Raw genomic sequence first — 25,162 nt, forward strand, 5'->3', positions numbered from 1 at the left:
TTAGCTTTGACATGCTTCGCATTCTTCAATTTCTGCTTGAGATGTACTGCGAACATAATAAGTCGTCTTCAAGTTTTGCTTCCATGCTTCTAAATGCAGCTCTAATAACTCTTTTGCTTTAATGGTGTGCGGCACATAAAAGTTAAAGCTGATCGATTGATCAATATGACGTTGACGCGCTGCATTTTGGCGTATGCTCCATTTTTGGTCGAGCACGTGACGCGAACGTCGGTAATATTCGTACGTGTTGTGGTCCAAGTCAGGAGCAGTCACTTTAAATTTGAAGTTCTTTTTCTCTTCGGCGTATTCTACTGCGTATAATGGATCGATGCCGTCTGTTGAACCACCGATTTTTGCAGTCGATGAGTTAGGCGCTACAGCCATCATCCAGCCGTTTCGAACGCCATTTTTAGCTACTTGCTGTTGCAAGCTGTTCCACCGCTCGCTCGTGTAGTTGCGGCGCTCAAAATACTCGCCTGTGTGCCATTCTGAACCTGAAAACTGACTAAATGCACCTTTTTCTTCCGCTAATTGCATAGAAGCTTGAATGGTTTGATACGCAATTTCTTCGTATAGCTTATCGGCAAATTCAACGGCTTTTTCGCTTTCCCAATGAATGCCTTCAAGCGCTAGTAAATGGTGCCATCCAAAAGTTCCTAAACCAATGGCGCGGTATTTTTTATTTGTTGCTTCAGCTTGTCCTACTGAAATCGTATTCAAGTCAATGACGTTATCAAGCATACGTGTTTGAATCGGCACTAAACGTTCTAATACGTCCGCTCCAACCGCTCTTGGCAAGTTGATCGATGACAAATTACAGACGACAAAATCACCAGGCTTACGGATCATGACAAGGTTGCCTTCGTCATCGGTATATTCTTTAACAATAGTCGTAGCTGACATATTTTGCATAATTTCGGTCCCCTTATTCAATTGAATTCGCTAAACTCAACCCGCATACTAGATGCAGCTGCATGTCGCCATGCAGAGTAGACTATATCATCACCCTTATATAATAAGGGTGCCCACCGTATCGGACCGCTTGGCCCTACTCTACTCGCTTCCGCATAATGCGTGCTTTCGATAGTCGTTCGGCATTTACTCTTTAATTATGAAGTAATCTGGAAAGTTTTTTGAATACATTCGGTTTCTCATACTATGGGTTGAAATTCCATGAGCACTAGCAGCTTTAGCAATACTCTCGTATTGAATATTACCTATTTGACATTTATAAGCACTAGTTTTGTTTGTAGGTCTGTTCACTTTTTCATAGAGTCTTTCATAATTCGGAAAATGATCTGAGCCTAAGCGATAATTAAGAGTTGTAGTTTTAATATTTAATATCTCCGCTGCCTCTTTACCCGATGAATACTCTACATTATCAATCATTACCACTCTAGAATTTGCTTTTCTAACAGATTCAATCATTTTTTGGCTTTTAGCTTTACCATATTGATGATTGCCTTCTCCAGACATCTGTTGAACTCTTTGCAGTCTTATTGATTCCTTATTTGGATTCATTGTAAAAATGTCGCCACCAATAGAAGTGAATTTAACATTGTAATAAGTTGGAGACTCGACTGCTTTATATAACAAAATATAGTATTCCTCCAACGCATTAAGTTCTTCAGCTGAATTAGCTTCTGCTAGAATGACCCTCGTAAAATTTTCCAACCCATATTTCTTAATTGCTCGCTTGAGATATAGACCCGACCCCATATACACTTTCCAATTATTCTTTCGCGTGTATATACATTTCCCAATATACTTCATGTTATTTACTTGATTAGTTGTTTCGTATATAAAGCCAAAAGGATTAACTATGCCTTCCACCTCATTTAGTTTTTCCTTATTATGCTTTATTACTTCTCAACATTCAAAATTAAAGAGATTTAGCACGGGATTGACTTCATTTAAAAGTGTTTCCCCGTTTAGATGGGTTTTCGACAGCCATTACTGACTGAAGGTGCTAAAAATTAACACAAATTACTGCAATAAATTGATGTCAGCCCGCGACCTCTTGTGTGCTTGTTCGGGTTTTGTCGATTGACTTCGTCCCGGTAAAACATATACGGCGTGCCCGTTTCTAATTGCGACACCATGATGCGCGCCATAATTTCCATTGCGCGGTAGGTTTTACGCGGCAATAACGGATGGTCGACTGCTTCTTGGTATTTTTCACTAAAGTATTTTACGTCTTTTTCATCGTAAAAATCTTCAAGTCCTAAGGCGTTGCCATTTTCATCTTTCCAGCCCATGACTTGTTTGACTTGGTGTGGACAGAAGGTGTGCCACTCACCAATACTGCGTCCGTTTTCGTCTTTATCTTGCAGACGCTCCATAAATAAATCGGGAAGCGATACACCTGTGAAAATATCATGTGCTTTACGGCGCTCGTCGCCATTATTGGTTTTCAAATCCAAGAAGCCGTTCATAATGTCTTTATGGAAGACGTCTAAGTAAATCGCGACGGCTCCTTGACGTTGACCTAATTGATCCACACTGACCGCTGTATCATTAAGCAAGCGAATCCACGGCACAACACCCGAAGAATTTCCTTTGAATTTTTTAATGTCCGAACCTAACGCCCGCACTTTTCCGTAATAAATACCGATGCCACCACCGTCTTTACTAAGGCGCGCGATATCCCAGTTGTTTAAATAAATGCCGTCTAATGAATCGTCCACTGTATCGATAAAGCATGACGACAATTGTCCAAAGCTTTTACCCGCATTTGATAAAGTTGGAGTCGCAACGGTCATATACAAATGACTCATTGCCCAATACGCTTCTTTAACTAGCTCTACACGACGATCTTTTGGTTCGTTTTGCATCAATGTCATGGCAATGACTAAAAAGCGCTCTTGCGGAAGTTCAAACAAACGCCCTTCATAGTCTTTAGCTAAATAACGGTCTGCCAACAAAAATAAGCCAATGTAATTAAACAATAAATCCCGCTCTGGATCGATTGCTTGTCCAAGTTCTGCGATTTCTTCTTGCGAATAACTAGACAATAAGTCTTTTGAGTAAATTCCAACTTGCGTCAGTTCTTGAACGAGCTTGTAAAAATCTCCGTACTTTTCAGAAGAAGTGTACCCGCGATGTTCTGCTGCTTTCTTATATAAATCACTCGCATACAATTCTGCCGCTACATAAGTCCAATCTGGTTGATCCATGGTGATGTGGTTGAGCGCGTAGAGTAAAGATTGTTCGCCTTTTGCTTGTTCGGCAAGTTCGCCTGCCCGCTCGAGTAACTCGCGTGTATCTAACCCATATACATCCGTAGCCCGTTCAAGCGCTTTTTCTACTGATGACATTTCAGCCGTCTCAATTTTCATCTTCATATCAGCACAACTCCTTTGAGTATTCATTTAATTGCATGCGTCGTTGTTTTCGTTCTTGTGCGCTATGGAATAATTTTTTCTCTGCATCGGTTTCAGGGATTACGCCTTTTACAGGGATTGGTTTGCCGTTACTGTCAACCGCGACCATCGTCAATATAGCTGTCGTTGTTAAACTGGTCACGCCCGTTTCAATTTGTTGGCATTCTGCTTTAACATAAACTTCCATCGACGTTCTTCCAGTCGAAATGACTACACCTTCTAAAATGAAAATGTCACCCACTTTAGCAGAAGATAAAAAGTTCACTGTGTCGATTGAAGCGGTTACGACCGCTTTGCCGCTATGTCTCATTGCGGTAATCGCCGCGATTTCGTCTATATATGCGAGTACCGTCCCTCCAAATATCGTTCCTAAATGATTGGTATCCGGTGGCAACACCAATTTTGTTTGGACGGTTCTCGCTACACCTGCAGCTAATGCTTCTGTCATAACTTCCATTCCTCCATCTCTATAACAAACAAAAAAACCCATCCTCTCAGGGAGGATGGGTTTGAAAACGCAGAATAGCAACTCAAGACAGCTAGAACTAGCTGCTTGCGCATCATTTCTTCGTTATCTCTCTCAACTCCCGGAGAAGATCATAAACTTGTAACGAAGACAGGTCTCCTGGCTCGTGCGTCATCCTCTGCTGTCTCCTTCCCGTCCATTGGACAGTGGATTGCGACAGCTCGTCAGCACTTACAGTTGCGGGTACAGCTCCGGCATTTTACCGAATTCCCTATTAAGCCTTTTCAGGCACCTTCGTTATCGATTTCTACTATATATAGTAATTTTTTATATTTAAACACTAAATATTGTATTCATAAACTATAAACCACTTTCACTAGTTTAACAAGTCGTTTCACAATTTCAAAGCATTTGGTGAAAAATTATATTTTTCCTACCGAACTTTTCACCATTTCTACATAAAAAAAGGATGCCCTTTTTGGACAACCTTTGAATTTCTATTTATGCATCGACCCATACAGAAGCTTTTTCTTTATCTGTTTTTGGTTCGTCCGCTTTTTTATTATTTTTGCTTGTATACGGTTTAAAACTCTTTGCTTTGTTTGCGCCAGATTTCCAGCGAGTCCAGCCTTTTTTACCAGTTCCTTGGCCCGTACCGCTCTTTGCTTTCGCTTTTGCTTTGCTCATTATAATCACTCCATTACTACTACGATGATGTACAGCTTATCACATCGCAACCGCTAGTGAAACAGAAACCTTCTCGTTACGAGCGAGTAAGTACTTTTTCGATGTCTTTTTTAAACGATTCTGGTGTATCTTTTGGAGAAAATCGAGAAACAATATTGCCATCTTGATCCACTAAAAATTTCGTGAAATTCCATTTGATGCCGCTTGTTAAAAACCCTTTCGTGTTGCTCGTTAAATAAGTAAACAACGGATGTGCATCTGCGCCGTTGACTTTTACTAAATCATGCATCGGGAAAGTCACACCGTATGTCATGCGGCAAGCTTCCTGTGCTTCTGCACCTGTAGCTTCTTCTTGCTTAAACTGGTTAGATGGAAATCCTAAAACAACCAATCCTTGTTCTTTATACTCGGCGTACATTTTTTCGAGTCCATCAAACTGATCGCGTAGCCCGCATTTTGTTGCTGTGTTAACAATTAACATGGCTTTGCCTTTGTATTCACTCAATGGATATACTTCGCCGTTTGGTTTTGGTACTTCAATATCATAAATATTCATCTTGCTCACTCCTCATTTACTAATTTATGACGCTCTTAAAAATTCATGGTTTTGAAGGCTGCGTTCAACTCTTTTAAATTAATCATTAATGTCATCGCATTTACGCCCATAAAATTACAGCTCTCAACTTTTTCAAAAACGGCTCTTTCGATAGCTGGTTGTTCTTTTCTCGCTTTTTCCGTTAACGAAATCACAAATGCACGTTTATCTTTTTCAGATTGTTGCTTTGTTAAATGACCGTTGTCTATCATCCGCTTAATAATTGGATTTAAGGTGCCTGTCCCAAGCCCTAATCGTTCCCCAATATCTTTTGACAATAACTCGTGCTCGTCCCAAAGAACGAGCAGTACTAAGTATTGCGAAAAAGTTAAGTTGAAAGGCTCTAATGCTCTTGCATACATTTTCGAAAAATTACTTGAAGCTTTATACACTTCAAAACATAATTGTTGCTCTAATTTCGTTGGGTTTGCCATTTACATCTCACCTATACTAATTATTATAAAACGGTTATTTCTACATCCACAGATCCTTGAATAGCTTTTGAATACGGGCAAGTTTTATGCGCTTTTTCGACGTATTGTTGTTTTAATTCTTCAGCAATACCAGTAATATCTACCACTAGTTTTATCGCTAGTTTCACGCCGCCATCTGCTTTGTCTCCTATCAACGCAACAGTTGCAGTCACTTCACTTTTCTCTATCTCTACTTTATCAGCTTCAAGCACCAATTCCAACGCACTGTTAAAGCATGCACTATAGCCAGCCGCAAAAAGTTGCTCTGGATTTGTTGCAGTTGTAGCAGAACCTCCGAGCGCTTGTGGTTTTGCTACGTCCATATAAAAAATATTGTCCGGAGAATATACCGCTCCGTCTCTTCCGCCTGTATTCGTCATTGTTGTTTCAAATAGTGTTTTCATTGTATGTAGTCCTCCATCCATTTATATCGTACACGACTTATAATAAACTATATCGTACACGATGTAAAAAGAACTGCTCATAGACTAAAAAAGCTTTCATTCTCTGTTCAGAAGAATAAAAGCTTTAGGTTAGAACTTATTAATAAACAAATGGGATTAATCTCGCGCGCTGCTTCATCCAAAGCTCATAATCTGGACCGAACTTTTCAATGAGCAAACGCTCTTCGTAATTGATGCGCCGAAGTAAGGCCCATACCATCGCAATGCCTCCTACAAGTGTGGCAACTAAGCTACCAAAGAATAAAGCCATGCCAAGCGTTATTAAAAACAATCCTGTATAAAGTGGGTGCCGTAGCTTCCGGTAAGGACCGGTACTAACTATTTTATCGCCCTCTCGAACTGTAACGTAACGTGTGAATTGTGATTTCAAGTGGATAATCCCCCAAAAACGTAAAAACACTCCTGTAGCAAGAAAGATGATTCCCACCACTTGTCCAACAAACGCTACCATTTGGAACGGCTGGAGTTCTTGTAACAAATACGCCAATAGAATAGTAGCGATTAATACACCAAAAATTGCAACAAACGTACGTTTTTCCAACGAATCTCCTTGACCAACTCCACGATTGCGAAAAATAATAAATTCACTCAACCAAAAAACGCTTATCGCTGTAAACATCCATTCCATGATCGTCATCGCTAAGTCCCAACTTCCTGTTTCTTTCCTTATATACTATAGAAAGCGATAAACGATTACTACTATTCTAAAACACAAAAGACAGTTAAGAACTCTTGTAATAAGAATTCTTGACTGCCTTCGCTTTATTCTTCCATCGAAGATATTTCAACTAACATCGCGGTAAACGCGATAAACACAACCATTAATGACAAAACCATAGTGAACATTGTCCCTCAACTCCTACCACGTTTTGAATCCTTCTGAGCCTGGCGGTGCATGTTGAATCATATGCGTTAATGGAATCGCATAGGCCAAAGCAATAAGTGCTGCAGCAAGTCCAATCCAAATCCACCAATTTTCTAACCATTTGGGGGTGTTTGTCATATCGCTTTCTGCTAGCGGGAAATCGACGATGTCTTTTGCGTCGACTGCTTTTGGCGACAAGAACATGGTCATGACGACGATATAAATCAAGATCATTGCCGATACAAACAAGATGCTACCTCCAATTGCCATCGTCACATGATTGGTTAAGATACCGTCAAACCATTCCATTGCAGCAGGGTGGTCGTTATAACCAGAGTACGCTGTTCTTCTTGGTGCTCCAAGAAGTCCTAACAAATGCTGCGCTGTCGACATTAAAACCATACCAATCGACCACGTGATAATTTGAACAAGTCCTAAGACTTTCATCGACTTCGTAAATTTACGCCCTGTTAAATAAGGGATCAGCCAAAATGTTACGCCCATAAATGTCATCGCTACAGGAGTTCCAACCGTAATATGGAAATGTCCCACAATCCATAACGTATTGTGAACCACTTCGTTTAACTGGAAACTTGCATTGATAATTCCGCCAGCTCCACCGGGAATAAAGAACAGCATAGCGATAAAAATAGATGTAAATCGAATGTCTTTCCATGGCAGTTTTGTAAACCACCCAAAAAGACCTTTGCCGCCATTTTTGCGTCCCGCAATTTCAAATGTCGCAAACATCGAGAACGCCGTCATTAATGAAGGAACAATGACCATAAACGTCAACACTACTTGAAGAAACTTCCAAAAGTTCGAAATCCCTGGTTCGGTTAGTTGATGATGAAATCCAACTGGAATCGAAAACAGGATAAAGAGCACAAAAGACATGCGGGCAAGTGAATCACTGAATACTTTTACACCTAAAAGCTTTGGTACGATTACATACCAAGCCATATAAGCTGGCAATAACCAAAAGTAAACTAATGGATGACCAAAATACCAAAATAGTGAGCGACTGAGTTCGACGTCAATCGTATCGGTCCATCCGAACGCCCAAGGAATGTATTGAAACAAGACCGTCGCTACTACACCCAGACAGGCAATGATCCACATAATAATCGTTGTAATCGTCATAAAAGCAAACAATGGGCTTAATTGACCTTTATGGTTTTTACGCCATACGCGGTAGTGGCCCACCAATGCAAAACTGCTAATCCATGTGCCAATAATGACGAGTGCCAGTCCTACATAGAAAAACCCACTTGCTTGTAACGGAGCATAAAATGTATACATAACCGAAGCTTGTCCAGAAACAATCATGACCGTTGCCATTACGGTTCCAAGCAAGGTCACCCAAAAGCCAATCCATGAAAACAAGAGAACTTTTGGTCCAAAGTTGCCGAGACTTTTACTCATGCCTGTAATAAAAAAGCCGAAAATAAAAAATGTCGTAAAGATAAGAGCAAGTAAAACGCCGTGTGCCGTTAAAATTTGATAATAATCTAGCCAAGCAGGTAATTGAAGCGCGTCATTACGGATAAAAACTTGAAGCAATCCGCATAGGGTTCCGATTAAAAATGCGGCATACGCGACACCAATATTCCATAAAGCGAGTTTACGATCTTGTAAAGCAATCATTCTTCATACACCTCTATTTCTGTATACATCATATGGTGACCTGTTCCACAGTATTCATTACAAAGAATTAAATAAGTGCCGGGTTTTTCAAAAGTATAAGATTTTGTTGTAATCCGCCCTGGAACGACCATCATATTTACTTTCGTATTATCAATGGTAAAACTATGAACTACATCGGTACTGGTGACTTTAAAGATAACTTCTTTCCCCACCGGAACTCTCAATTCGGGAGCGGTGTAGCCAAAAGCCATCGCCACTATCGTTGCTTGATAGGTATTGTCATCTAATTGCGTAACACCTGGCTTATCAAACGGCGCAGTTTCATTTACTTTTTTTGGATCAATGGTTTCCATCCCACCAGCAGGGGTGTGATTCTGAGAGAATGCACTCACTCCCACTACACTTAAAAACACGATTAGCGATGCTATCCCTAATATCAGCCAAATTTTTTCATATTTATGTAGATGCATTTTAATCTACTCCTTTCGTTTTACGTTAACGAGCTACATACAATAAATAAACGGCTACCCACATCACGACAATGACGAGCCCTACTATAAGAACACTTACAAACGTACCTTTCAAATTGACCTCTGGCTCTGATTTTCTCTGACCCATTTGCTCTCACTCCTCATTCCTACAAACTTTACTTTTAGCCTATGTTATTTCTAGACTTCACACTGTGACATTTATCACACCCACTGCTTATTTTTATTAAATAGACAAATTTAAGACAAAAAAAAGCCTGCCTCATGGCAAGCTCATTTACTTAATCAATTTTACATAAATAAATTGGGCAGTTTTCGCAATTGGTTTCCGTCTTTAAATGCTCTAAATCATGAATAAAAATCTTTCCTTCACGCAAACTTATTGTTCCATTCTTTTTAAGATTTCCTAGCATCCGATTAACTACTTCTCTAGTCATTCCACAAAAATTCGCCAATTCTTGATTGGTCAGTACAATATCAATTAAGATTCCACTTTCTGTTTTCACTCCGTAACTATTGGAAAGTCGAATCAGTGTAGAATATAGTGCGCCTTTTTTGCCGTGAAGCAAGAGATCTCGAAACTTCGTTTGCGTTTTTTGTTGATCTATTCCCATCCACTTCATGAACGCAATAGAAAGTCGACCATTTACCTCTAACGCTTCTTCCAAATCTTTTATCGAAATTTGAAGATAAACGGTATCTTCAATCGCCCGGGCAGCAAGCATATATTTAGGTGTCTCTGAGAAAATTGTCACTTCTCCAACAAGCTGTCCTGGTCCACTAATCTTCAAGGTCAATTCTCGGCCATTCGGCGTTACTTTTTCAATCCTAACTTTCCCAGATTGAACTATATAAACATTTTCAGCAAAGTCTCCTTCTCGAAACAAAAAACGTTCTTTCTTTATTTCCTTTACTTGGTGGCGGATAGACTTTAATTCTTCTATTCCTGTTAATGCGTCTGTATTTCCTAAATTGGTTTTCAAACCGCATCTGCCTCCCTACTATCTATCGAACTATTCTTGTTGGTCTATTTTACCACATAAATTTTGTGAATTAATATGAAGATTCACGTTATGGACACTTTTGACTAATATGGTAGGGAATTCGAGAAGGAACTCTAATGCACGACGGCGAATGCTTACTATAGAGACATAAGGAGGAATGCTTAATGACATTAAAATATTCCAATATTCTCGTAGCCATTGATGGCTCGAAAGAATCAGAACTCGCTTTTAAGAAAGGGTTAGCTGCTGCTACTCGAAATAACGCTACATTGCATCTTGCACACATCATTGATAACCGTTCGTTTGGTTCGATTGAAGCATATGACCGTACAATTGCAGATCGCACCAAAAAAACATCTGAAGAACTATTAGCAAAGTACAAAGAAGAAGCACTCGCTGCTGGTGTTGAAAACGTAAATGTCATCATCGAATACGGTGTACCTAAAATCGCCATTCCGAAAGAACTCGCACCTAAATTTAATATTGATGTCATCATTTGTGGTGCTTCAGGATTAAATGCTGCTGAACGATTCGTAATGGGAAGTGTCTCAGAGCGAATTGTTCGTACCGCAAAATGCGACGTACTTATTGTCCGTAGAGAACAAGAAGATGTATTAGCAGACGAATAACTAATAAGCCTTTCCCGAATTTATTGGGAAAGGCTTATTTTTTTGCTTTCAACTCTGTCTCTCCACACAAAAATCCCCACCATTAAACTCAAATGGTTAATAAAACCATAATTATTTACTGAAAAATCTAAATACAAAGCATTTTTATGTTAAAAATGAGCATTTTATTACTATTTTCTGATAGTTTGTCATGTATGCATTGAAATTGATAAGAAACTGTAATAATAAATAGGTTTATGTGGTGTTACAATGATTCTGCTGGATTTTTCCTAACGGATACCAAAAACCGTAGGAGAAATCATTTTTATGTAAAGAATTTCACGATAACTTATAGATAGTCACGGATATGAAAGGGGCGCAATCGTTTTGAATAGATCATCAAAATTTTTAACAGTCGCTTTATCGACTTTATTGGCTTTAACCATGTTTTTGCCTTCCGCAAATGCTGATAAATTAAGCGATTTAGAAAAAAAACAGCAAGAGGTTCAACAAAAGCAAAGTGAACTAAACGCTGGAATTCAGCAAAAATCAAGCGAGATTTCACAGAACCAAACTACTCTTGAAAAAATCATCGCTAAAATTAGCGAGTTAGATAATCAAATCGTTGAGACACAAAACAAAATTGACGTTGCTCAAGCCGAAATCGATCAAACAAAAGTGGAAATCGATAAATTGAGAAAGTCTATTGAAGAATTGGAAAGAAAAATCGCTGAACGCGAAGAATTATTAAAAGAACGTGCTCGTGCCATTCAAATGAGTGGTGGATCAGTAGATTATATAGATGTATTATTAGGTGCAAATAGTTTCGTTGATTTTATTGACCGCTTTTCAGCAGTTAATATCTTAATCGAAGCAGACCGTGAAATTATGCGTGAACAAGCAGCTGATAAAAAACTTCTGGCTGAACAAAAAGCTGAAGTTGAAACAAAATTAGCCGAACAAGAAGCGAAAAAAGCTGAACTAGTCGACTTAAAAAATTCATTAGACTCTCAGAAAAAAGAACAAGCACAACTAGAAGCTGATTTAAAAGCTGAACAAGCACGCTTAGCTAAAGAAAAATCAACTCTTGAAATGGAACACAATGAAACAGCAGATATCAGCGCGGCACTTGAAAAACAAATTGCCTCTGAACAAGCACGACTTGCAGAAATCGCACGTAAAGCTGAAGCGGAACGCCTAGCTAAAGAAGCAGCAGCACGTAAAGCTGCAGCAGTAGCTGCGGCTAAGAAATCAGCAACATCTACAGCATCAACAGCATCAACAGCATCCGCTGCACCTGTGCAAGCTGTTGCACCATCTTCTGGTGGGTCAACATTCATCCTACCTGCATCTGGACGCTTTACTTCTGGATTTGGTGGACGTGATATTGGCGTTGGCGCAGAATCACATCTTGGTATGGATATTGCGAATGTACCTGGTACTCCTATCTCTGCTGCAGCTAGCGGTATCGTTTCTTACGCTGGTAACATGGGTGGATACGGAAATGTTGTTATCGTTACACATTCGATTAACGGACGTACGCACGCTACTGTTTATGCACACATGAATTCTATCAACGTATCAGTAGGTCAATCTGTATCACAAGGTCAACAAGTTGGCGGTATGGGTAACACTGGTCGTTCGACTGGGACTCACCTTCACTTTGAAATTCACGTAGGACCTTGGAATGGCTCGCGTTCAAACGCAGTTAACCCTGCTCCTTACGTACGATAATAGACTAAAACGCCGAATTCTCTACTGAGAATTCGGCGTTTTTTCTTTTTACTTTATGACGTCAAAGCTAATGCTTCAATCTATCGAACGAACTTCAAATGGGATAAGGGATTCTTTTACTTTTTCACGGTGCTGCTCATATTGTGGAGGCAACATTAAGTTGTCTCCCATTGTTTCAAGTGATTCATCATGTGCAAATCCTGGAGGATCTGTTGCGATTTCAAACAAGATTTCTCCATGTTCTCTAAAGTAAATGGCATTAAAATAATTGCGGTCTTTTACTTCTGTTACACCAAAGCCTTGGTTGCGAACAAATTCTTGCCATTCCACTTGATCTTGATCGTCATTTGCACGCCAAGCAATGTGGTGCACAGTTCCAACACCCATTTCTCCACGACCAAGAGGTGTCGCTTTCAAGTCGATGATATTGCCAATTTCACTAGAAGAACGGAAACGGATTAAGTCGCCTTCTTCTCCAACTTTCTCAAGTCCCATCACTTCTTCAAGCGTTTTTGCCGTTTGCTCTGGACGTGCCGAAAGTAAAGTGGCACCTGCAAATCCTTTAATCGCGACTTCTGGAGTAACATCTCCAAATGCAAAATCATTTTGTTTTCCAGCTTGTCGTTCTACCAACTCAAGTTGTAGGCCGTGAGGATCTTCAAACGTTATAAACGTTTCGTTAAAACGTTGTTCTTTTGCAAAGTTGATGTTGAGTTTTCCTAAACGATTTTCCCAGAATGACAATGCGCCAGTTGGCACAACAAACGAGATAACGCCAACTTGCCCTGCTCCAATTTTCCCTTGAAATGCATTTGCCCACGGGAAAAACGTAATAATCGTTCCAGGTTCGCCGCCTTGGTTTCCAAAGTACAAGTGGTATGTTCCTGGGTCATCGAAGTTTACCGTTTTTTTAACTAATCTTAAACCGAGTACACCCGCATAAAAATCAACGTTTTCTTGCGGGTGCCCTACGATTGCTGTTATATGGTGAATTCCAGTAGTTTTTTTCATATTGTTTCCTCCTCTATTACGCGAACTTTTTATTTGGTTTGTCTTTTTAAAATCTATCGTTATACCATTGTCTTGCAGCTTCTACTTCACTTCCGGTTAATTGGTGGCCATTGTTTTCCCAATGAACTTCCACAGAAGCTTTTGCAGATTTCAGCATCTCATGAAGTTCTTCTGCTTCTTTTACCGGTGAAATCGGATCATTCGTTCCGGCTGCGATAAAGACTTTTCTTTCTGAGAGGTCTGGCAGTTCAATATTGCGTAATGGCACCATTGGGTGATGTAAAATAGCGCCTGTTATTGCATCTTTAAAGTGATATAACAAACTTGCTGCGATGTTTGCACCATTTGAATAACCAATAGCGACGATGTTATTGCGGTTGAATTCATATTTCGCTGCCGCTTCATCTAAAAATTCATTGAGTTCATTCGTACGGAATACTAAATCCTCTTCATCAAATACGCCTTCGCTTAAGCGTCTGAAGAATCGAGGCATGCCTTGTTCTGAAACATTTCCTCGTACACTAAGGACAGATGCTTCTGAGTCAATCATCGGTGCAAGTGACAAGAGTGAATTTTCATTTCCGCCTGTTCCGTGTAATAACAATAATACCGGTTTTTCTGGATTTGTTCCTTTTCTAAAAACATGTTCCATTTTCATTTATTATTCCTCTTTTCTTTTTATTATTTTGGTCTTTCGATTGAAAAAATTTCGCCTATATGCGCATAATTTGTACCTGCTAAACGGCTAACTGCCCCTAATCCTCTAGGATCAATACGACCACTTTCATATATTTCTTCATCCACATGAAATTGAATAACTTCTCCAATAAACAAATCACTACCAGGTCCATCTCCGCCTAAAGGGATGGCTTGTACTAAACGACATCCCATACGCACTTTCGCTTCTTTTACACCAGGTACTGAAATTTCTGTACTTGGAATGAGCGTTAAATCAGATTTTTCTATTTCACTTTCTGACGGTGGCAAAGATGCTGCTGTTTCATTGATTTTTGCAACATTTTCACCATCTACAATATGCACAACGAATTCGCCTGAATCATAAATGTTTCGTGCCGTGTCTTTCAATGTATCAGTCGGTCGTTGTATCGCCACAGATACCATTGGTGGATTTGAAGAGACAATGTTGAAATAACTAAATGGTGCTCCGTTCACAACACCTGATTCAGATTGTGTGGTGATAAATGCAATTGGTCGCGGAATAATGGAACCAATTAATAGTTTGTAATTGTCTCGCTCGCTATTTTCTTTCGGATTGATCGAAATCATTGTGAATTACCTCTTTTCTATTGAGTATTGAATATGGATTAAGTTATTCAATTGGTTCTAACATTTCTTCAATTCCAGCTCTTCTATCTTCTAGAAAAGGTGGTAAGTCCAGATTTTTTCCTAACAACTCGATTGTTGAATCGATTGTAAAACCAGGTCCGTCTGTTGCCATCTCAAACAAGATTCCGTTTTCATCTCGGAAATACAAACTCTCAAAATAATAACGGTCGATTATTTTCGTGACTTTTAAGCCAAAGTCTATAATCTTTTGTTCCCATTCTCTTAGTTCCTCGCCGTCTTTCACGCGAATCGCCAAGTGATGAATACTCCCTTTTCCAGGCTTTTCTTTCGGACCATCTTGCTCAACCACCACGATCTCACCAAACGCTTGTCCTGTGACAGATTGGTATACAGCCTCATGACCTTGCTCTAAAGCAAGTTCATATCCTAACAAGTTGGTTAAGACATTCCCTAAGCTCTGTTTTGACTGAACCGTCATTTCTACTGCACCCATTCCTACTATGCGGTGTTCAGAAGGAACTGCCGACTCTTGCCATTCTTGCCAATGGTCAGGGACGTCTTCACCATTATTGTTCAATAATACGAGTCGCAACCCTTCACCATCTTCAAAATAGAGCGCTTCTCGATCCGCATAGTTGGTGATTTCTCCATGCTGTACTTCTAGTGATTCAAACCTTTTCTTCCAATACAGTAAACTGTCATAAGACGGAACAAGCAATCCAATGCGTGTGATTGCATTTGTTCCGCGTTTTGTTCTACCAACCATCGGAATTTCAAAGAAAGAGAGTTCGGTACCGGCACTTCCCGTCAAGTCACCATAAAATAAATGATACATACTTGGGTCTTCCTGGTTAACCGTCTTTTTCACTCGGCGAAGCCCTAATATTTCCCGGTAAAAATGATCTGTTTCATGTCCTTTTTTAGTAACCATCGAAATATGATGATGTCCTGCAATTCTATTCATCATTACCCTCCCTTTCTTTGAAAAAACAATTTTCTAGTAATCAGGCGCCTCATTTATCTTTAATTCGAGATAGTCATTTAAAAAAATTTATTTCTTTTGAGCTTGGTAACCAATCTTTTTGACACTTTCGATAAGTGCTTCTATCTCAGTTTGATCGATGTTTTGAAATACTTCGTTGATCACTTTTTCGTGATGCGGGAATACTTTCTTCATTAATTGTTGACCTTCATCCGTTAGCTCGACATACGTTACGCGGCGGTCTTGTGAACAGGCATTTCGAACAACATAGCTTTTTTCTTCTAATTTATCAATCACATACGTGATGCTGTTAGCGATCAATGCTTTTTTACCAATGAGTTGAATCGGCTGTTTTCCCTGATGGTACAGTAATTCTAAAACCGAAAATTCAGTAGGATTCAATTTATATTGGGCGACATCCTTTTTTATGACCTCATGAAGAGCATCTGTTGCCCGAATTAAAACGGTCAATGCTTTTAAATTGAGATTTGGCAATTCCATTGAGTTCACCCCATTTACCTTCGAATTAATTATCTTTAATTAATATATCTTTAATATGAGATAATATTATCATGGTAAGTTTCAATCGTCAATATCTTTGATTGAATACAAGGGGACACAATACACACTAGGCTCCTGTAATCCATATATGACATCAAAAAAGAGACGTGGATTTATACCACGTCTCTTTTTTGATATTGTTTTTAATTTGAAACCGATTGTTACAAGTCTGAAACTTTGACGAAAGTGTAGCCTTCACTTTGTAAATAAGCTAATACTGCATCAAGGCCGTCTGCTGTTGATTGGTGGATATCGTGCATAAGGACTGTACTACCATTTTTCACATCACGTTTCACATTAACCAGTAATTGATAGGCATCACGATCTTTCCAATCGAGCGTATCCACGTTCCACAAAACTATAGATAAATTTGTTTGTTGGCGAACAGCTGCATTTACTGCTCCGTATGGCGGTCTGAAGCTAGTTGGATTTTCACCTGTAACCATTTCAATAATTGTGTTCGTGTCTCTGATTTCACTTTGTATTTTTTCTGTACTTTGCTTTGTTAAATCCGGATGATTCCATGAATGATTGCCGATTTCGTGACCAGCCTCTTGAACTTTTTTCGCGATTTCAGGATAGGCTTTTACCATAATTCCTAACATAAAAAACGTGGCCTGAGCATCATATTTGTCTAATGTCTCGAGTATTTGCATAGTTGTTTTTGGATTGGGTCCATCGTCAAATGTTAAAGCGACTTTCTTCTTTGTCTCGTCAGGTGCTTGTGTCACTCCCTCTTCCTTCTCTTCTATCGGTAATTGGAATGGCTCAGCGAGCAACTCATTAATCGTAGTTAATGGAACGGTTGCAACTAGAGGATTACCAATGCCTATCCCTTCTTCAGATTCACCGAAATAAAACATAATGGATTCATCTGTAACTGCAAATCGTTCAAAGTTTGCCCAAATTGGTTCTGTCTCTACACGAATTTTTTCTTGGAAAAACTCTTTAGTCACAGTTGAGTTATTATATAGATCGTGACGTACTAACGTAGATAAAACCATTAAATGTTTTGAATCATTGCTGAGGATATCCGAAATGGTGAAACTTTCACCTGTTTCAAGATTCCAATGAAATGATTCTACTCCCTGCTGTTCACTAGCATCTCCAATCACTCGGTTGGTCGTTAACACAATCGAATAATTTTTTGAAGAATGAGGGATGATTTCATAAGAAATCTTCAAACTTCCTTTGATTTTTCCGTTCTTAGCTTTCGTTAAATAATCTTCTTTCGCTCTTTTTATGTATTGAAAAATAGCTTTATTATGAGTGCTATGTTTGGTTTGTGGATATTGAAGAACAAAAGGAGCCGCTGCATTAGTTGACGTTTCCGTAATGATTTTTATACCTGGAACATCAGATTCAGCTGTATTAAACATAATTTTAGTTGGTACCGTCACTTTAGTTGCTTCAGGTGTTGAGGCATTTTCTTTCTTTGTAGCCATCGTGATTAAACTAAATGTAGAAACTGTGAGTATCCCTATAAAAAAGATTAATAAAGCATTTATCCAAAAAGAACGACGTTTTTGATTTTTTCTGTTCACGACTAAAACTCCTTTAATTGTTTATAAAAAAGTTAGACGGATACTTATCAAAAATAGTTTGGATAAAGTAAGAAATATTTTAAAATTATTATGCAATTTTATAGAAGCAGTAAACTCCTTGAGTTATTTACTGCTTCTACAATCAGAACTAGTTAATGTATCGATCACTTACCAACAAGTCTTTCAATATGTTTGTTGGAATTTCAAATGTTACAACTCCCATATACCCCGCTGCTACTTCGTACTCATCAAATGCAATCACTAGTTTGTTTGTTGGGGTGATATAAAATTTTTGATCCGGTTTAATGGCGCTAAATCCTGATGTTATATCGTCTGAAGTAAAATAAGAAATTTCTTCATCTACAGCCATTTGTCTTTTCATTTCATCCGCAATATATAAACTGATCACGTCAATGTACTGGTCGTCTTTGAAAAGACTTGGCAAGGTGATTAATACACTATTTTCTTTATCAACGGTGTCATACTTCATCGTCATTGAAGATGACCCACCGATTTCAACTTCATAACGCGCAATAGACAGCAATTGCTCTGTGTCAGTGATGACTTCATATCCTGTATCAATTCCAAGGTGTCCCTCGCCAATCTCTTTCATGCCCGCAATTTCTTGTTCAAATTGTTCTAAAAGCACTTTATTTTCCTCAATGTATTTTTCATTTAACGAATTTTGTAACTCACTGTTTTCTAAGCCTTCAATCGCAGGTGTCGTAAGATTCGCTTGATAGGTTTCTTCATCTATCGCTACCTTTTGAACGGTAAAGACCTCCACAATCGCGCCAAGTCCAGGAATCGATGACATCGATTGTGCCCATGCTGGACTTACATTGATGCTCCCAACAAATATTGCCGCTGCTGCAGCTGAAGCGAGAGACCATTTTTTTGCACGCCTTGGCTTTTTCTGTGCTGATTTTGCTTGTCGTATCGAGTCTTTTACAAGACCTTCTAGTTCTGATGGAATTTCAATTTCATCATAGTCTTTTTTTAATTTCTCAAGTTTTTTCATGACCAAAGGTCCCCTCCGATTTCAATGCGCAATTTTTTCAAGGCGCTATACAGTCTAGTTTTAACGGTATTCACATTTTGTTCGGTTATTTCTGCTATGGTGTCGATTTTTAAATCCTCAAAAAACCGAAGAATAATCACTGTTTTGTATTCTGGAGAAAGTTGTTCAATGGCTTCTTGTAAATCCATATCATGCAGTTCATTTTCTAAATGAGGCAAATAGACTTTCAACACTTCATCGTCCATTACCGTCGATCGTTTATTTTTTCGAATAAAATCAATCGATGTGTTAATGACAATTCGGTAAAACCAGGTTTTTAATAAGTTGATGTCGTCTAGTCGATCAATCGAATTGAGCGCTTTCAAAATAGCATCTTGCACAATATCGAGTGCTGTATCTTTGTTTCTTACATAGCTATAAGCAAGTCGATAATGCGATTCTCGATTTTCGATTATAAATTTCTCTATGAGTTTAAATTTTTCTGCTTTTGTCATGACAAAGTTTTCACCTTTTCTAATTTCCAACATGTCGCGTACACGTTCTTATTATTTGACGGATTAAACGATTAAAAAGTTTGAATCGTCCTTTCTTTTTTTCAGCAGGTAATATTGGTTTGTAAATTGGCTAAAACCCTCGTCTATTTCCTTACTAAAAAACATCGATAAAGTTGATTAAACCAAGGATTCCACTCGTATTCGTTAAGATTTTAAATGGGGTGTCTATATGATAGAATAGAGCATGGTGTTATTATTTTCACCACTTAAAATCCACAATTCTTTATAGAAAGCAGGAAGAAAATGGGACGTTTTATTTTAAAGCGAATCGTTGAATCGCTTTTTGTTTTACTAATTGGCAGTGTGCTTTGCTTTGCCTTTATCCGTGTTCTTCCCGGCGATCCCGCTGCTGCTATGTACGGAGATCAACTACAGAAGCTGAGTGATGCTGATCGACTTCGCATTACAGAAAATTTGGGTTTAGATGAACCACTTCCGACGCAATATGCGAAATGGATAAGCCAAGTTTTCCAAGGTGAATGGGGCCAATCCACCATTTCTGGCATGGACGCTGCATCTGTTGTCGCAGGTTCTTTGCAACCAACCTTCCTATTATTATTGTCATCTCAGTTCCTCATTCTTATACTCGCTGTATGTTTCGGTGTATCTACCGGATTAAAGCATCGTTCACTGTACGATCATGCAGTAACCATTATTAGCTTCGTTTTCCTGTCTATTCCTCCATTTTGGTTTGCTTTGATGCTGATGATTTTCTTCTCGGTTTATTTAGGCGTATTGCCTACATCTGGCATTGGTAACGGAGAAATCCGCTACCTCATACTGCCTTCACTCGTCCTCGCATTATCACATGTTGGTTACTTTCTTCGACTTATACGAAATCACATCATTATGACAAAAGACAGCGGCTTTGTCTTTGCGTTAAAAGCACGAGGTTTTTCAGATTGGTCTATTTTAAAAAATCATCTTTTGCCTAATGCTTCGATCCCATTATTGTCTTATGCGGGAATTTCGCTTGCTGTAGCTTTAGCAAGTTCAGTGGTTGTAGAAACGATTTTTTCTTGGCCAGGACTTGGTCGACTTGCATTAAAGTCAGCACTTGCTCACGATTACCCAGTTTTACTAGCCATCATCATGCTAAGTATGGTGTTTGTCATCCTTGTTAATTTACTTGTCGATCTTCTTTGCGCATGGATTGATCCAAGGTTACGTCATGATGTACTGGAGGAAGGACAATGATGAACATTAGACGTCATTGGTTTCTCTCTCTTACACTTACTTTATTTAGCGTACTTCTTGCTGCGATTGTATTTGCACCATTACTGACCATCCATAACCCGTTAACTGTTGAAATGAACAGTGTGCTACAGCCTCCGAGCTCTGCTCATATATTAGGGACAGACGAATTAGGGCGAGATGTTTTTTCGCGTCTGTTATACGGAGGTCGTGTTTCTCTTCTTGTCGGGACCGTTGCGATGGTTGTCTCTGTAGTGGTAGGTGTCATTTACGGAGCCATTAGTGGGCTAGTAGGCGGACGACTTGACCAGATTATGATGCGTTTGATCGACGCACTCTTAAGCATTCCTTCATTATTATTAATGATTGGTCTTCAAATGGTATTCTCCTCAAGTCTGTTGTCTATTATTTTAGTGATTAGCCTGACAAGCTGGATGCCGATTGCACGGTTAATCCGCACAGAACTGATTGCTATAAAAAATGATGTGTTTATACAAGCATCAACCGTTGTCGGTGCTTCGCCTTTTCAATTGTTGCGCCGGCATATGTTGCCGCAAAGTATTCCAACAATTATTGTACTCGCTGTTAGTGGAATCAGCCATGCAATTCTTGCAGAAGCGACACTTAGTTTTTTAGGAATCGGGATTCCCCCTCAAGAACCTTCGTGGGGCAATATGTTAATGGGAGCTCAAGTTCACTTGCTTTCAGGAGCTTGGTGGCTAGCTGTATTCCCGGCCAGTTGCATTACGTTCACCATTCTTGCTGTTAACTACTTTGGAGACAAGTTGCAAGATCATTTTGCAGCTCCACAGTTTAGAAAGGGGGATAAAAATGACTGGATTTCTTCTTGAAGTGGATCAGTTAACACTTGCTAAACAACAGCAAGCTCTTGTTTCTGATATCTCTTTTTCTGTTCAAAAAAATACAATCACCACAATTATTGGAGAAAGTGGCTCCGGAAAAAGCTTAACTGCACGAGCTTTGATTAATTTACTCCCAGAAGGGATTGCTGTTCAAGCAGGCACCGTCAAATTCTCTGGCGTCTCGGTTTTTTCAATGACTACTAAAGAAAGAAAACATTACCTTGGAAAAGAAATCGGCATTGTCTTTCAAGATACTTGGCAGACATTTGATCCGATTCAAACGATTGGACGACATTTCTTAGAACTGTTTGCAGCGCATCTTTCTTTATCCAAAAAAGATGCGAAACAACGAGCACTCGATTTACTTTATCAAATGAAATTTGATGATGCTGAAAAAGTTTACCATGCATTTCCACATGAGCTTTCAGGTGGCATGAGGCAGCGAGTTCAATTAGCTTTAGCAATCTCGATGAATCCCACTCTGTTAATCGCTGATGAGCCGACAACTGCGCTCGATTTGCAAACACAAATGGACATTATCCAATTAATAAAAAGTTGGCAAGAAAAAACGGAGAGCTCAGTCTTATTTATCACTCACGACCTTGGTGTGGTCTCTAAAATTGCAGATCGAGTCATTGTCATGAGTAAAGGAAAAATAGTGGAATGCGCTCCTACAGAACAATTGTTAATGTCTCCACGTTCTCAACAGGCTAAGCAATTGCTAGCAGATTATTTATTGCTTTCTCGTCCAAGCACATCGACTAAGCCTTCTAGTAGAGACGTGTTGATGCAAGTGGACAATGTAACCAAAAACTACACAAAGAAAAGCTGGTTTAAAAAAGACGTGTTTTCTGCTGTAGCAGATGTATCGCTTTATATTTCCAAAGGTGAGATTGTCGGATTGATCGGTGAAAGTGGCGGAGGCAAAAGCACGTTATCTCGGCTAATACTCGACTTAGAAACATGTTCAAGTGGGACCATCCGTTGGTTAGGGTCAAAACCTCTTCGTCAAAGCATTCAATGGGTTCATCAAGACCCACTCGCTTCCTTTAACCCACGATGGACTGTTGAAAAAATTATTGGCGAAGGATTAGACTATACAAAAGAAGACAAAAAAAGAAAAGACGAACGCGTACACGCCGCGCTTCAACAAGTTGGCTTGTCTTCTAACGACGCCAAACTTTATCCTCACCAATTATCAGGCGGCATGCGCCAACGTGCTGCCTTGGCACGTGCGCTGCTCCTCGAGCCTGAATTGATCGTATTAGATGAGCCATTTGCCAGCTTAGATATGAGTTCGCAAGCAAAACTAATTTCATTGATTCGGACGATCAATGAACAAGAAAATTTAGCGGTTTTATTTATTACACACGACATTCAAGTTGCGCTAGCAACATGTCAGCGACTTTACGTAATGGAAAAAGGGACGATTGCTGAAGAAGCAACAGCCTACGAATTACATTTAACAACAGACCCCTATACAAAGCAATTATTAGCCTGTATGACGGGATTGGAATTTAACCGAACACCCACTACTACTAAGATAAAGGCGGATATGAATGAATAAATTAATATGGAAACTTATAATGATTGTTGCTTTGGTCGCTCTTGCTGGATGTGCTCAAGATAAAGGTACATCTGCGGATCCCCCCCCTATTAAGCAGCTCGTTTATGGAATGAATACGGAAATTGAAAAAGTGAATCCGGTTTTAGACGAAAGTCAGGAAATCGATACCCTTCTTTTTCGCGGGTTAACTAAACCGGATAAAGATAATCAAGTCACTCCTGATTTAGCTGAGAGCTGGGAAATTTCAGATGACCAATTGTCTTATACCTTTACACTTCGCCAAGATGCGACATGGCAAGACGGCGAACCGGTAACAGCAAAAGACGTGAAATTCACATTTGATCAAATTCAAAACCCAGAAACTAACACACCCATCTCTGGTGAATTTAACGAAATTGCCTCTGTGGAAATAGTAAGCGACTTTGAGGTTAAAATGACATTGCACCGGCCTTTTCCTCCTCTTCTCGACAAGTTGAAGATTGGGATTGTCCCGGAACACTTACTACAAGGCGAAGACCTTCATACAACTGAGTTTAATCAACACCCTATCGGAAATGGTCCTTTCCAATTGAAAAGTTGGGGTGCTGACCACACCATTACATTAGAGCGAAACGACGCCTATTATGGACCCGCTCCTAAATTAGACGAAGTGGTTTTTAAAGCCGTGCCCGATGCGAATACACGTATGATTCAGTTGAAAACTGGGGAAATTGATTTAGCCCTTGTAAACCCAAATCAATTGGCCGGGATGAAAGAAAATGACCCGTACACAGTTCATGAAATTCCAACGGCAGATTACCGCGCTATCATGTATAATTTCGATCTTCCTTTATTCCAAGATAAACGAGTTCGCCAAGCGATGAGCTATGCGATCAACCGAGACGATTTGGTGAAAGGAATATTGGCTGGTAAAGGTGAAGCCGCATACGGTCCTTTACAAAATTCTTGGGCAGGCACTTCTAATAAAGCTGGATATACGTACAATCCTGAAAAAGCTGAGCAGCTATTAGCAGAAGCTGGTTGGCTTAAAGATCAAGATGGCGTACTGACAAAAGATGGACAGCGCTTTGAATTTGAATTGGTGTCCCCCATACAAGACACGGTACGCGTATCACTCGCCAATGTGGTTTCTGAACAACTTAAACCATTTGGCATAATCGCTACACCCAAACCTGTCGATCAAAATGCCGTGCAATACGATGGTGAAGAAGCATTGATCATCGGCTGGGGCAGTGAATTTGATCCGGATGACCATACGTACCGCTTGTTCCACAGCAGTGAAATAGGCGATGGACAATACAATTTCGGTTCATACCAAAATTCAAAAGTTGACGATTTGCTATTACAAGCGAGAACTGCAACAGACCTAGATGAACGTAAAGCTTTGTATCACCAATTCCAAGAAGAACTAACCATTGACCCACCGTACAACTTCCTGGTTTACCTTCAAGCGTTATACGGCGTGAATGATCAAGTTTCTGGAATCAGTACACGGACACTTGGACATCACGGATTCGGTGTTTTGTGGAATATCGAAGAATGGGATAAAGAAATAAACTAAATAAATCTAAAGAAAGGCTGTCACCCAAGGTCATAAACATGACTTTAGGTGACAGCCTTTTTGTTCTCGAAACATTAGTTGTTTTCTGTTCCAGAACTTTGTTCGTTTTCTTCTTTTTTAAATTCTGCTAATTTTTCATGGATTTCGGTTTCAATCGCTTCTACTTTTTCATCTTCTAGCTTTTGCTTTGGTTGTGGATGAAACCACTTGATTTCACTTTCATGGACGAATCCTTTAAATTGCTCTCCGTCTACTTTCAACGTAAATTGATGGCGTTTGTATGCTTTATCTTTGAAAACTGGCTTTATTTTCAATTCTTTCGCTTCTGCGTCAGTTGATATTCCATACTCGACCATCAATTTGTAAATAACGGATTCGATCGCATCTACTTTTTCTTCTTCGATTAATTGTTTCGGATGAGGGTGTAGCCATTGAATTTGGTTTTCATGAAAATGTCCTTTAAGTGCATGCTCTTCTACCGTGAAGGTGAAAGCATACCTTTCATGAACGCGATCTTCAAAAACTGATTCTACTTCAAAATTTTCAATTCCTGAACGATCTTTATCTTCTTCATCCATCATT

The 25,162-nt window shown here is 39.4% G+C and carries 25 protein-coding genes, 3 pseudogenes and 1 riboswitch; of the genes and pseudogenes, 6 read left to right on the plus strand and 22 right to left on the minus strand.

Annotation, left to right across the window (positions count from 1 at the left end; translation table 11 throughout):
• The 13 genes and pseudogenes from PLANO_RS14570 to PLANO_RS14630 all read right to left on the minus strand — a co-directional run.
• Positions 1-930: pseudogene (locus PLANO_RS14570) on the minus strand (ribonucleoside-diphosphate reductase subunit alpha); the annotation flags it as partial.
• 168 nt (positions 931-1,098) lie between these two features.
• Positions 1,099-1,833 (minus strand): hypothetical protein, encoded by a 735-nt coding sequence (locus PLANO_RS15730; protein ID WP_052124339.1) that lies wholly within the window; start codon positions 1,831-1,833, stop codon positions 1,099-1,101.
• 146 nt (positions 1,834-1,979) lie between these two features.
• Positions 1,980-3,344: pseudogene (locus PLANO_RS14580) on the minus strand (ribonucleotide reductase N-terminal alpha domain-containing protein); the annotation flags it as partial.
• A 1-nt stretch (position 3,345) separates the two neighbouring features.
• A complete protein-coding gene (locus PLANO_RS14585; RefSeq protein WP_038705153.1) occupies positions 3,346-3,831 on the minus strand; it encodes an acyl-CoA thioesterase in 486 nt (161 codons plus the stop codon).
• Between the two features lie 150 nt (positions 3,832-3,981).
• Positions 3,982-4,160: riboswitch (cobalamin riboswitch) on the minus strand.
• 244 nt (positions 4,161-4,404) lie between these two features.
• Positions 4,405-4,536, minus strand: a pseudogene (locus tag PLANO_RS14590) (DUF3934 family protein); the annotation flags it as partial.
• 76 nt (positions 4,537-4,612) lie between these two features.
• A complete protein-coding gene (locus tag PLANO_RS14595) occupies positions 4,613-5,092 on the minus strand; it encodes a glutathione peroxidase (protein WP_038705155.1) in 480 nt (159 codons plus the stop codon).
• 35 nt (positions 5,093-5,127) lie between these two features.
• Positions 5,128-5,565 (minus strand): MarR family winged helix-turn-helix transcriptional regulator, encoded by a 438-nt coding sequence (locus PLANO_RS14600; protein WP_038705156.1) that lies wholly within the window; start codon positions 5,563-5,565, stop codon positions 5,128-5,130.
• Between the two features lie 23 nt (positions 5,566-5,588).
• On the minus strand, positions 5,589-6,008 hold the full coding sequence (locus tag PLANO_RS14605; RefSeq protein ID WP_038705157.1) for an organic hydroperoxide resistance protein: 420 nt from the start codon (positions 6,006-6,008) through the stop codon (positions 5,589-5,591).
• Positions 6,009-6,147: 139 nt separating this feature from the next.
• The gene (locus PLANO_RS14610) at positions 6,148-6,705 is read right to left on the minus strand and encodes a methyltransferase family protein (RefSeq protein WP_038705158.1); all 558 of its coding nucleotides are present in this window, start codon (positions 6,703-6,705) and stop codon (positions 6,148-6,150) included.
• Between the two features lie 222 nt (positions 6,706-6,927).
• Positions 6,928-8,580 carry a b(o/a)3-type cytochrome-c oxidase subunit 1 gene (locus tag PLANO_RS14615; protein ID WP_038705159.1) on the minus strand — a complete coding sequence of 551 codons (1,653 nt, stop codon included), beginning with the start codon at positions 8,578-8,580 and terminating at the stop codon, positions 6,928-6,930.
• Entirely contained in the window at positions 8,577-9,050 is a 474-nt protein-coding gene (locus PLANO_RS14620) for a cytochrome c oxidase subunit II (protein WP_038705160.1), read from the minus strand. Before PLANO_RS14620 ends, PLANO_RS14615 begins: the two co-directional genes overlap by 4 nt.
• 25 nt (positions 9,051-9,075) lie before the next feature.
• Positions 9,076-9,198 carry a hypothetical protein gene (locus tag PLANO_RS14625; protein WP_038705161.1) on the minus strand — a complete coding sequence of 41 codons (123 nt, stop codon included), beginning with the start codon at positions 9,196-9,198 and terminating at the stop codon, positions 9,076-9,078.
• Between the two features lie 151 nt (positions 9,199-9,349).
• Entirely contained in the window at positions 9,350-10,051 is a 702-nt protein-coding gene (locus tag PLANO_RS14630; RefSeq protein WP_052124340.1) for a Crp/Fnr family transcriptional regulator, read from the minus strand.
• A 185-nt stretch (positions 10,052-10,236) separates the two neighbouring features.
• Between PLANO_RS14630 and PLANO_RS14635 the strand changes: the two genes are divergently transcribed.
• Complete coding sequence (locus tag PLANO_RS14635; protein ID WP_038705162.1) at positions 10,237-10,701, plus strand: universal stress protein; 465 nt, start codon at positions 10,237-10,239, stop codon at positions 10,699-10,701.
• Positions 10,702-11,067: 366 nt separating this feature from the next.
• Complete coding sequence (locus tag PLANO_RS14640) at positions 11,068-12,414, plus strand: murein hydrolase activator EnvC family protein (RefSeq protein ID WP_038705163.1); 1,347 nt, start codon at positions 11,068-11,070, stop codon at positions 12,412-12,414.
• 75 nt (positions 12,415-12,489) lie between these two features.
• On the opposite strand, the gene PLANO_RS14645 is transcribed toward PLANO_RS14640, so the two are convergent.
• From PLANO_RS14645 to PLANO_RS14680, 8 genes are all read right to left on the minus strand, one after another.
• On the minus strand, positions 12,490-13,425 hold the full coding sequence (locus tag PLANO_RS14645; protein ID WP_038705164.1) for a ring-cleaving dioxygenase: 936 nt from the start codon (positions 13,423-13,425) through the stop codon (positions 12,490-12,492).
• Positions 13,426-13,471: 46 nt separating this feature from the next.
• Complete coding sequence (locus tag PLANO_RS14650) at positions 13,472-14,077, minus strand: alpha/beta hydrolase (RefSeq protein WP_038705485.1); 606 nt, start codon at positions 14,075-14,077, stop codon at positions 13,472-13,474.
• A 29-nt stretch (positions 14,078-14,106) separates the two neighbouring features.
• On the minus strand, positions 14,107-14,712 hold the full coding sequence (locus PLANO_RS14655; protein ID WP_038705165.1) for a flavin reductase family protein: 606 nt from the start codon (positions 14,710-14,712) through the stop codon (positions 14,107-14,109).
• A 43-nt stretch (positions 14,713-14,755) separates the two neighbouring features.
• A complete protein-coding gene (locus PLANO_RS14660) occupies positions 14,756-15,697 on the minus strand; it encodes a ring-cleaving dioxygenase (protein ID WP_038705166.1) in 942 nt (313 codons plus the stop codon).
• Between the two features lie 87 nt (positions 15,698-15,784).
• The gene (locus tag PLANO_RS14665) at positions 15,785-16,216 is read right to left on the minus strand and encodes a MarR family winged helix-turn-helix transcriptional regulator (RefSeq protein WP_038705167.1); all 432 of its coding nucleotides are present in this window, start codon (positions 16,214-16,216) and stop codon (positions 15,785-15,787) included.
• A 221-nt stretch (positions 16,217-16,437) separates the two neighbouring features.
• Complete coding sequence (locus tag PLANO_RS14670; RefSeq protein WP_052124341.1) at positions 16,438-17,820, minus strand: polysaccharide deacetylase family protein; 1,383 nt, start codon at positions 17,818-17,820, stop codon at positions 16,438-16,440.
• A 148-nt stretch (positions 17,821-17,968) separates the two neighbouring features.
• Positions 17,969-18,841, minus strand: coding sequence for an anti-sigma-V factor RsiV (locus PLANO_RS14675; RefSeq protein WP_038705169.1), 873 nt, complete (start codon positions 18,839-18,841; stop codon positions 17,969-17,971).
• Positions 18,838-19,368: an RNA polymerase sigma factor SigV gene (locus PLANO_RS14680; RefSeq protein WP_269429580.1), complete on the minus strand. Its 531-nt coding sequence runs from the start codon at positions 19,366-19,368 to the stop codon at positions 18,838-18,840. The genes PLANO_RS14675 and PLANO_RS14680 overlap by 4 nt, the downstream gene beginning before the upstream one ends.
• Positions 19,369-19,638: 270 nt before the next feature.
• Between PLANO_RS14680 and PLANO_RS14685 the strand changes: the two genes are divergently transcribed.
• From PLANO_RS14685 to PLANO_RS14700, 4 genes are read left to right on the plus strand one after another with little or no spacing between them, the layout of a single operon-like run.
• Positions 19,639-20,592 (plus strand): ABC transporter permease, encoded by a 954-nt coding sequence (locus tag PLANO_RS14685; RefSeq protein ID WP_038705170.1) that lies wholly within the window; start codon positions 19,639-19,641, stop codon positions 20,590-20,592.
• Positions 20,589-21,440 (plus strand): ABC transporter permease, encoded by an 852-nt coding sequence (locus PLANO_RS14690; protein WP_231554736.1) that lies wholly within the window; start codon positions 20,589-20,591, stop codon positions 21,438-21,440. Before PLANO_RS14685 ends, PLANO_RS14690 begins: the two co-directional genes overlap by 4 nt.
• Positions 21,421-23,019, plus strand: coding sequence for a nickel ABC transporter ATP-binding protein NikE (nikE, locus tag PLANO_RS14695; protein ID WP_052124342.1), 1,599 nt, complete (start codon positions 21,421-21,423; stop codon positions 23,017-23,019). Before PLANO_RS14690 ends, nikE begins: the two co-directional genes overlap by 20 nt.
• A complete protein-coding gene (locus PLANO_RS14700) occupies positions 23,012-24,580 on the plus strand; it encodes an ABC transporter substrate-binding protein (RefSeq protein WP_038705171.1) in 1,569 nt (522 codons plus the stop codon). The genes nikE and PLANO_RS14700 overlap by 8 nt, the downstream gene beginning before the upstream one ends.
• Before the next feature lie 74 nt (positions 24,581-24,654).
• Here the strand turns inward: PLANO_RS14700 and PLANO_RS14705 are convergent, their stop codons facing one another.
• Positions 24,655-25,158 (minus strand): hypothetical protein, encoded by a 504-nt coding sequence (locus PLANO_RS14705; RefSeq protein ID WP_038705172.1) that lies wholly within the window; start codon positions 25,156-25,158, stop codon positions 24,655-24,657.
• Positions 25,159-25,162: the final 4 nt, after the last annotated feature.

The organism is Planococcus sp. PAMC 21323 (genome assembly GCF_000785555.1).
Classification (GTDB): Bacteria; Bacillota; Bacilli; order Bacillales_A; family Planococcaceae; genus Planococcus.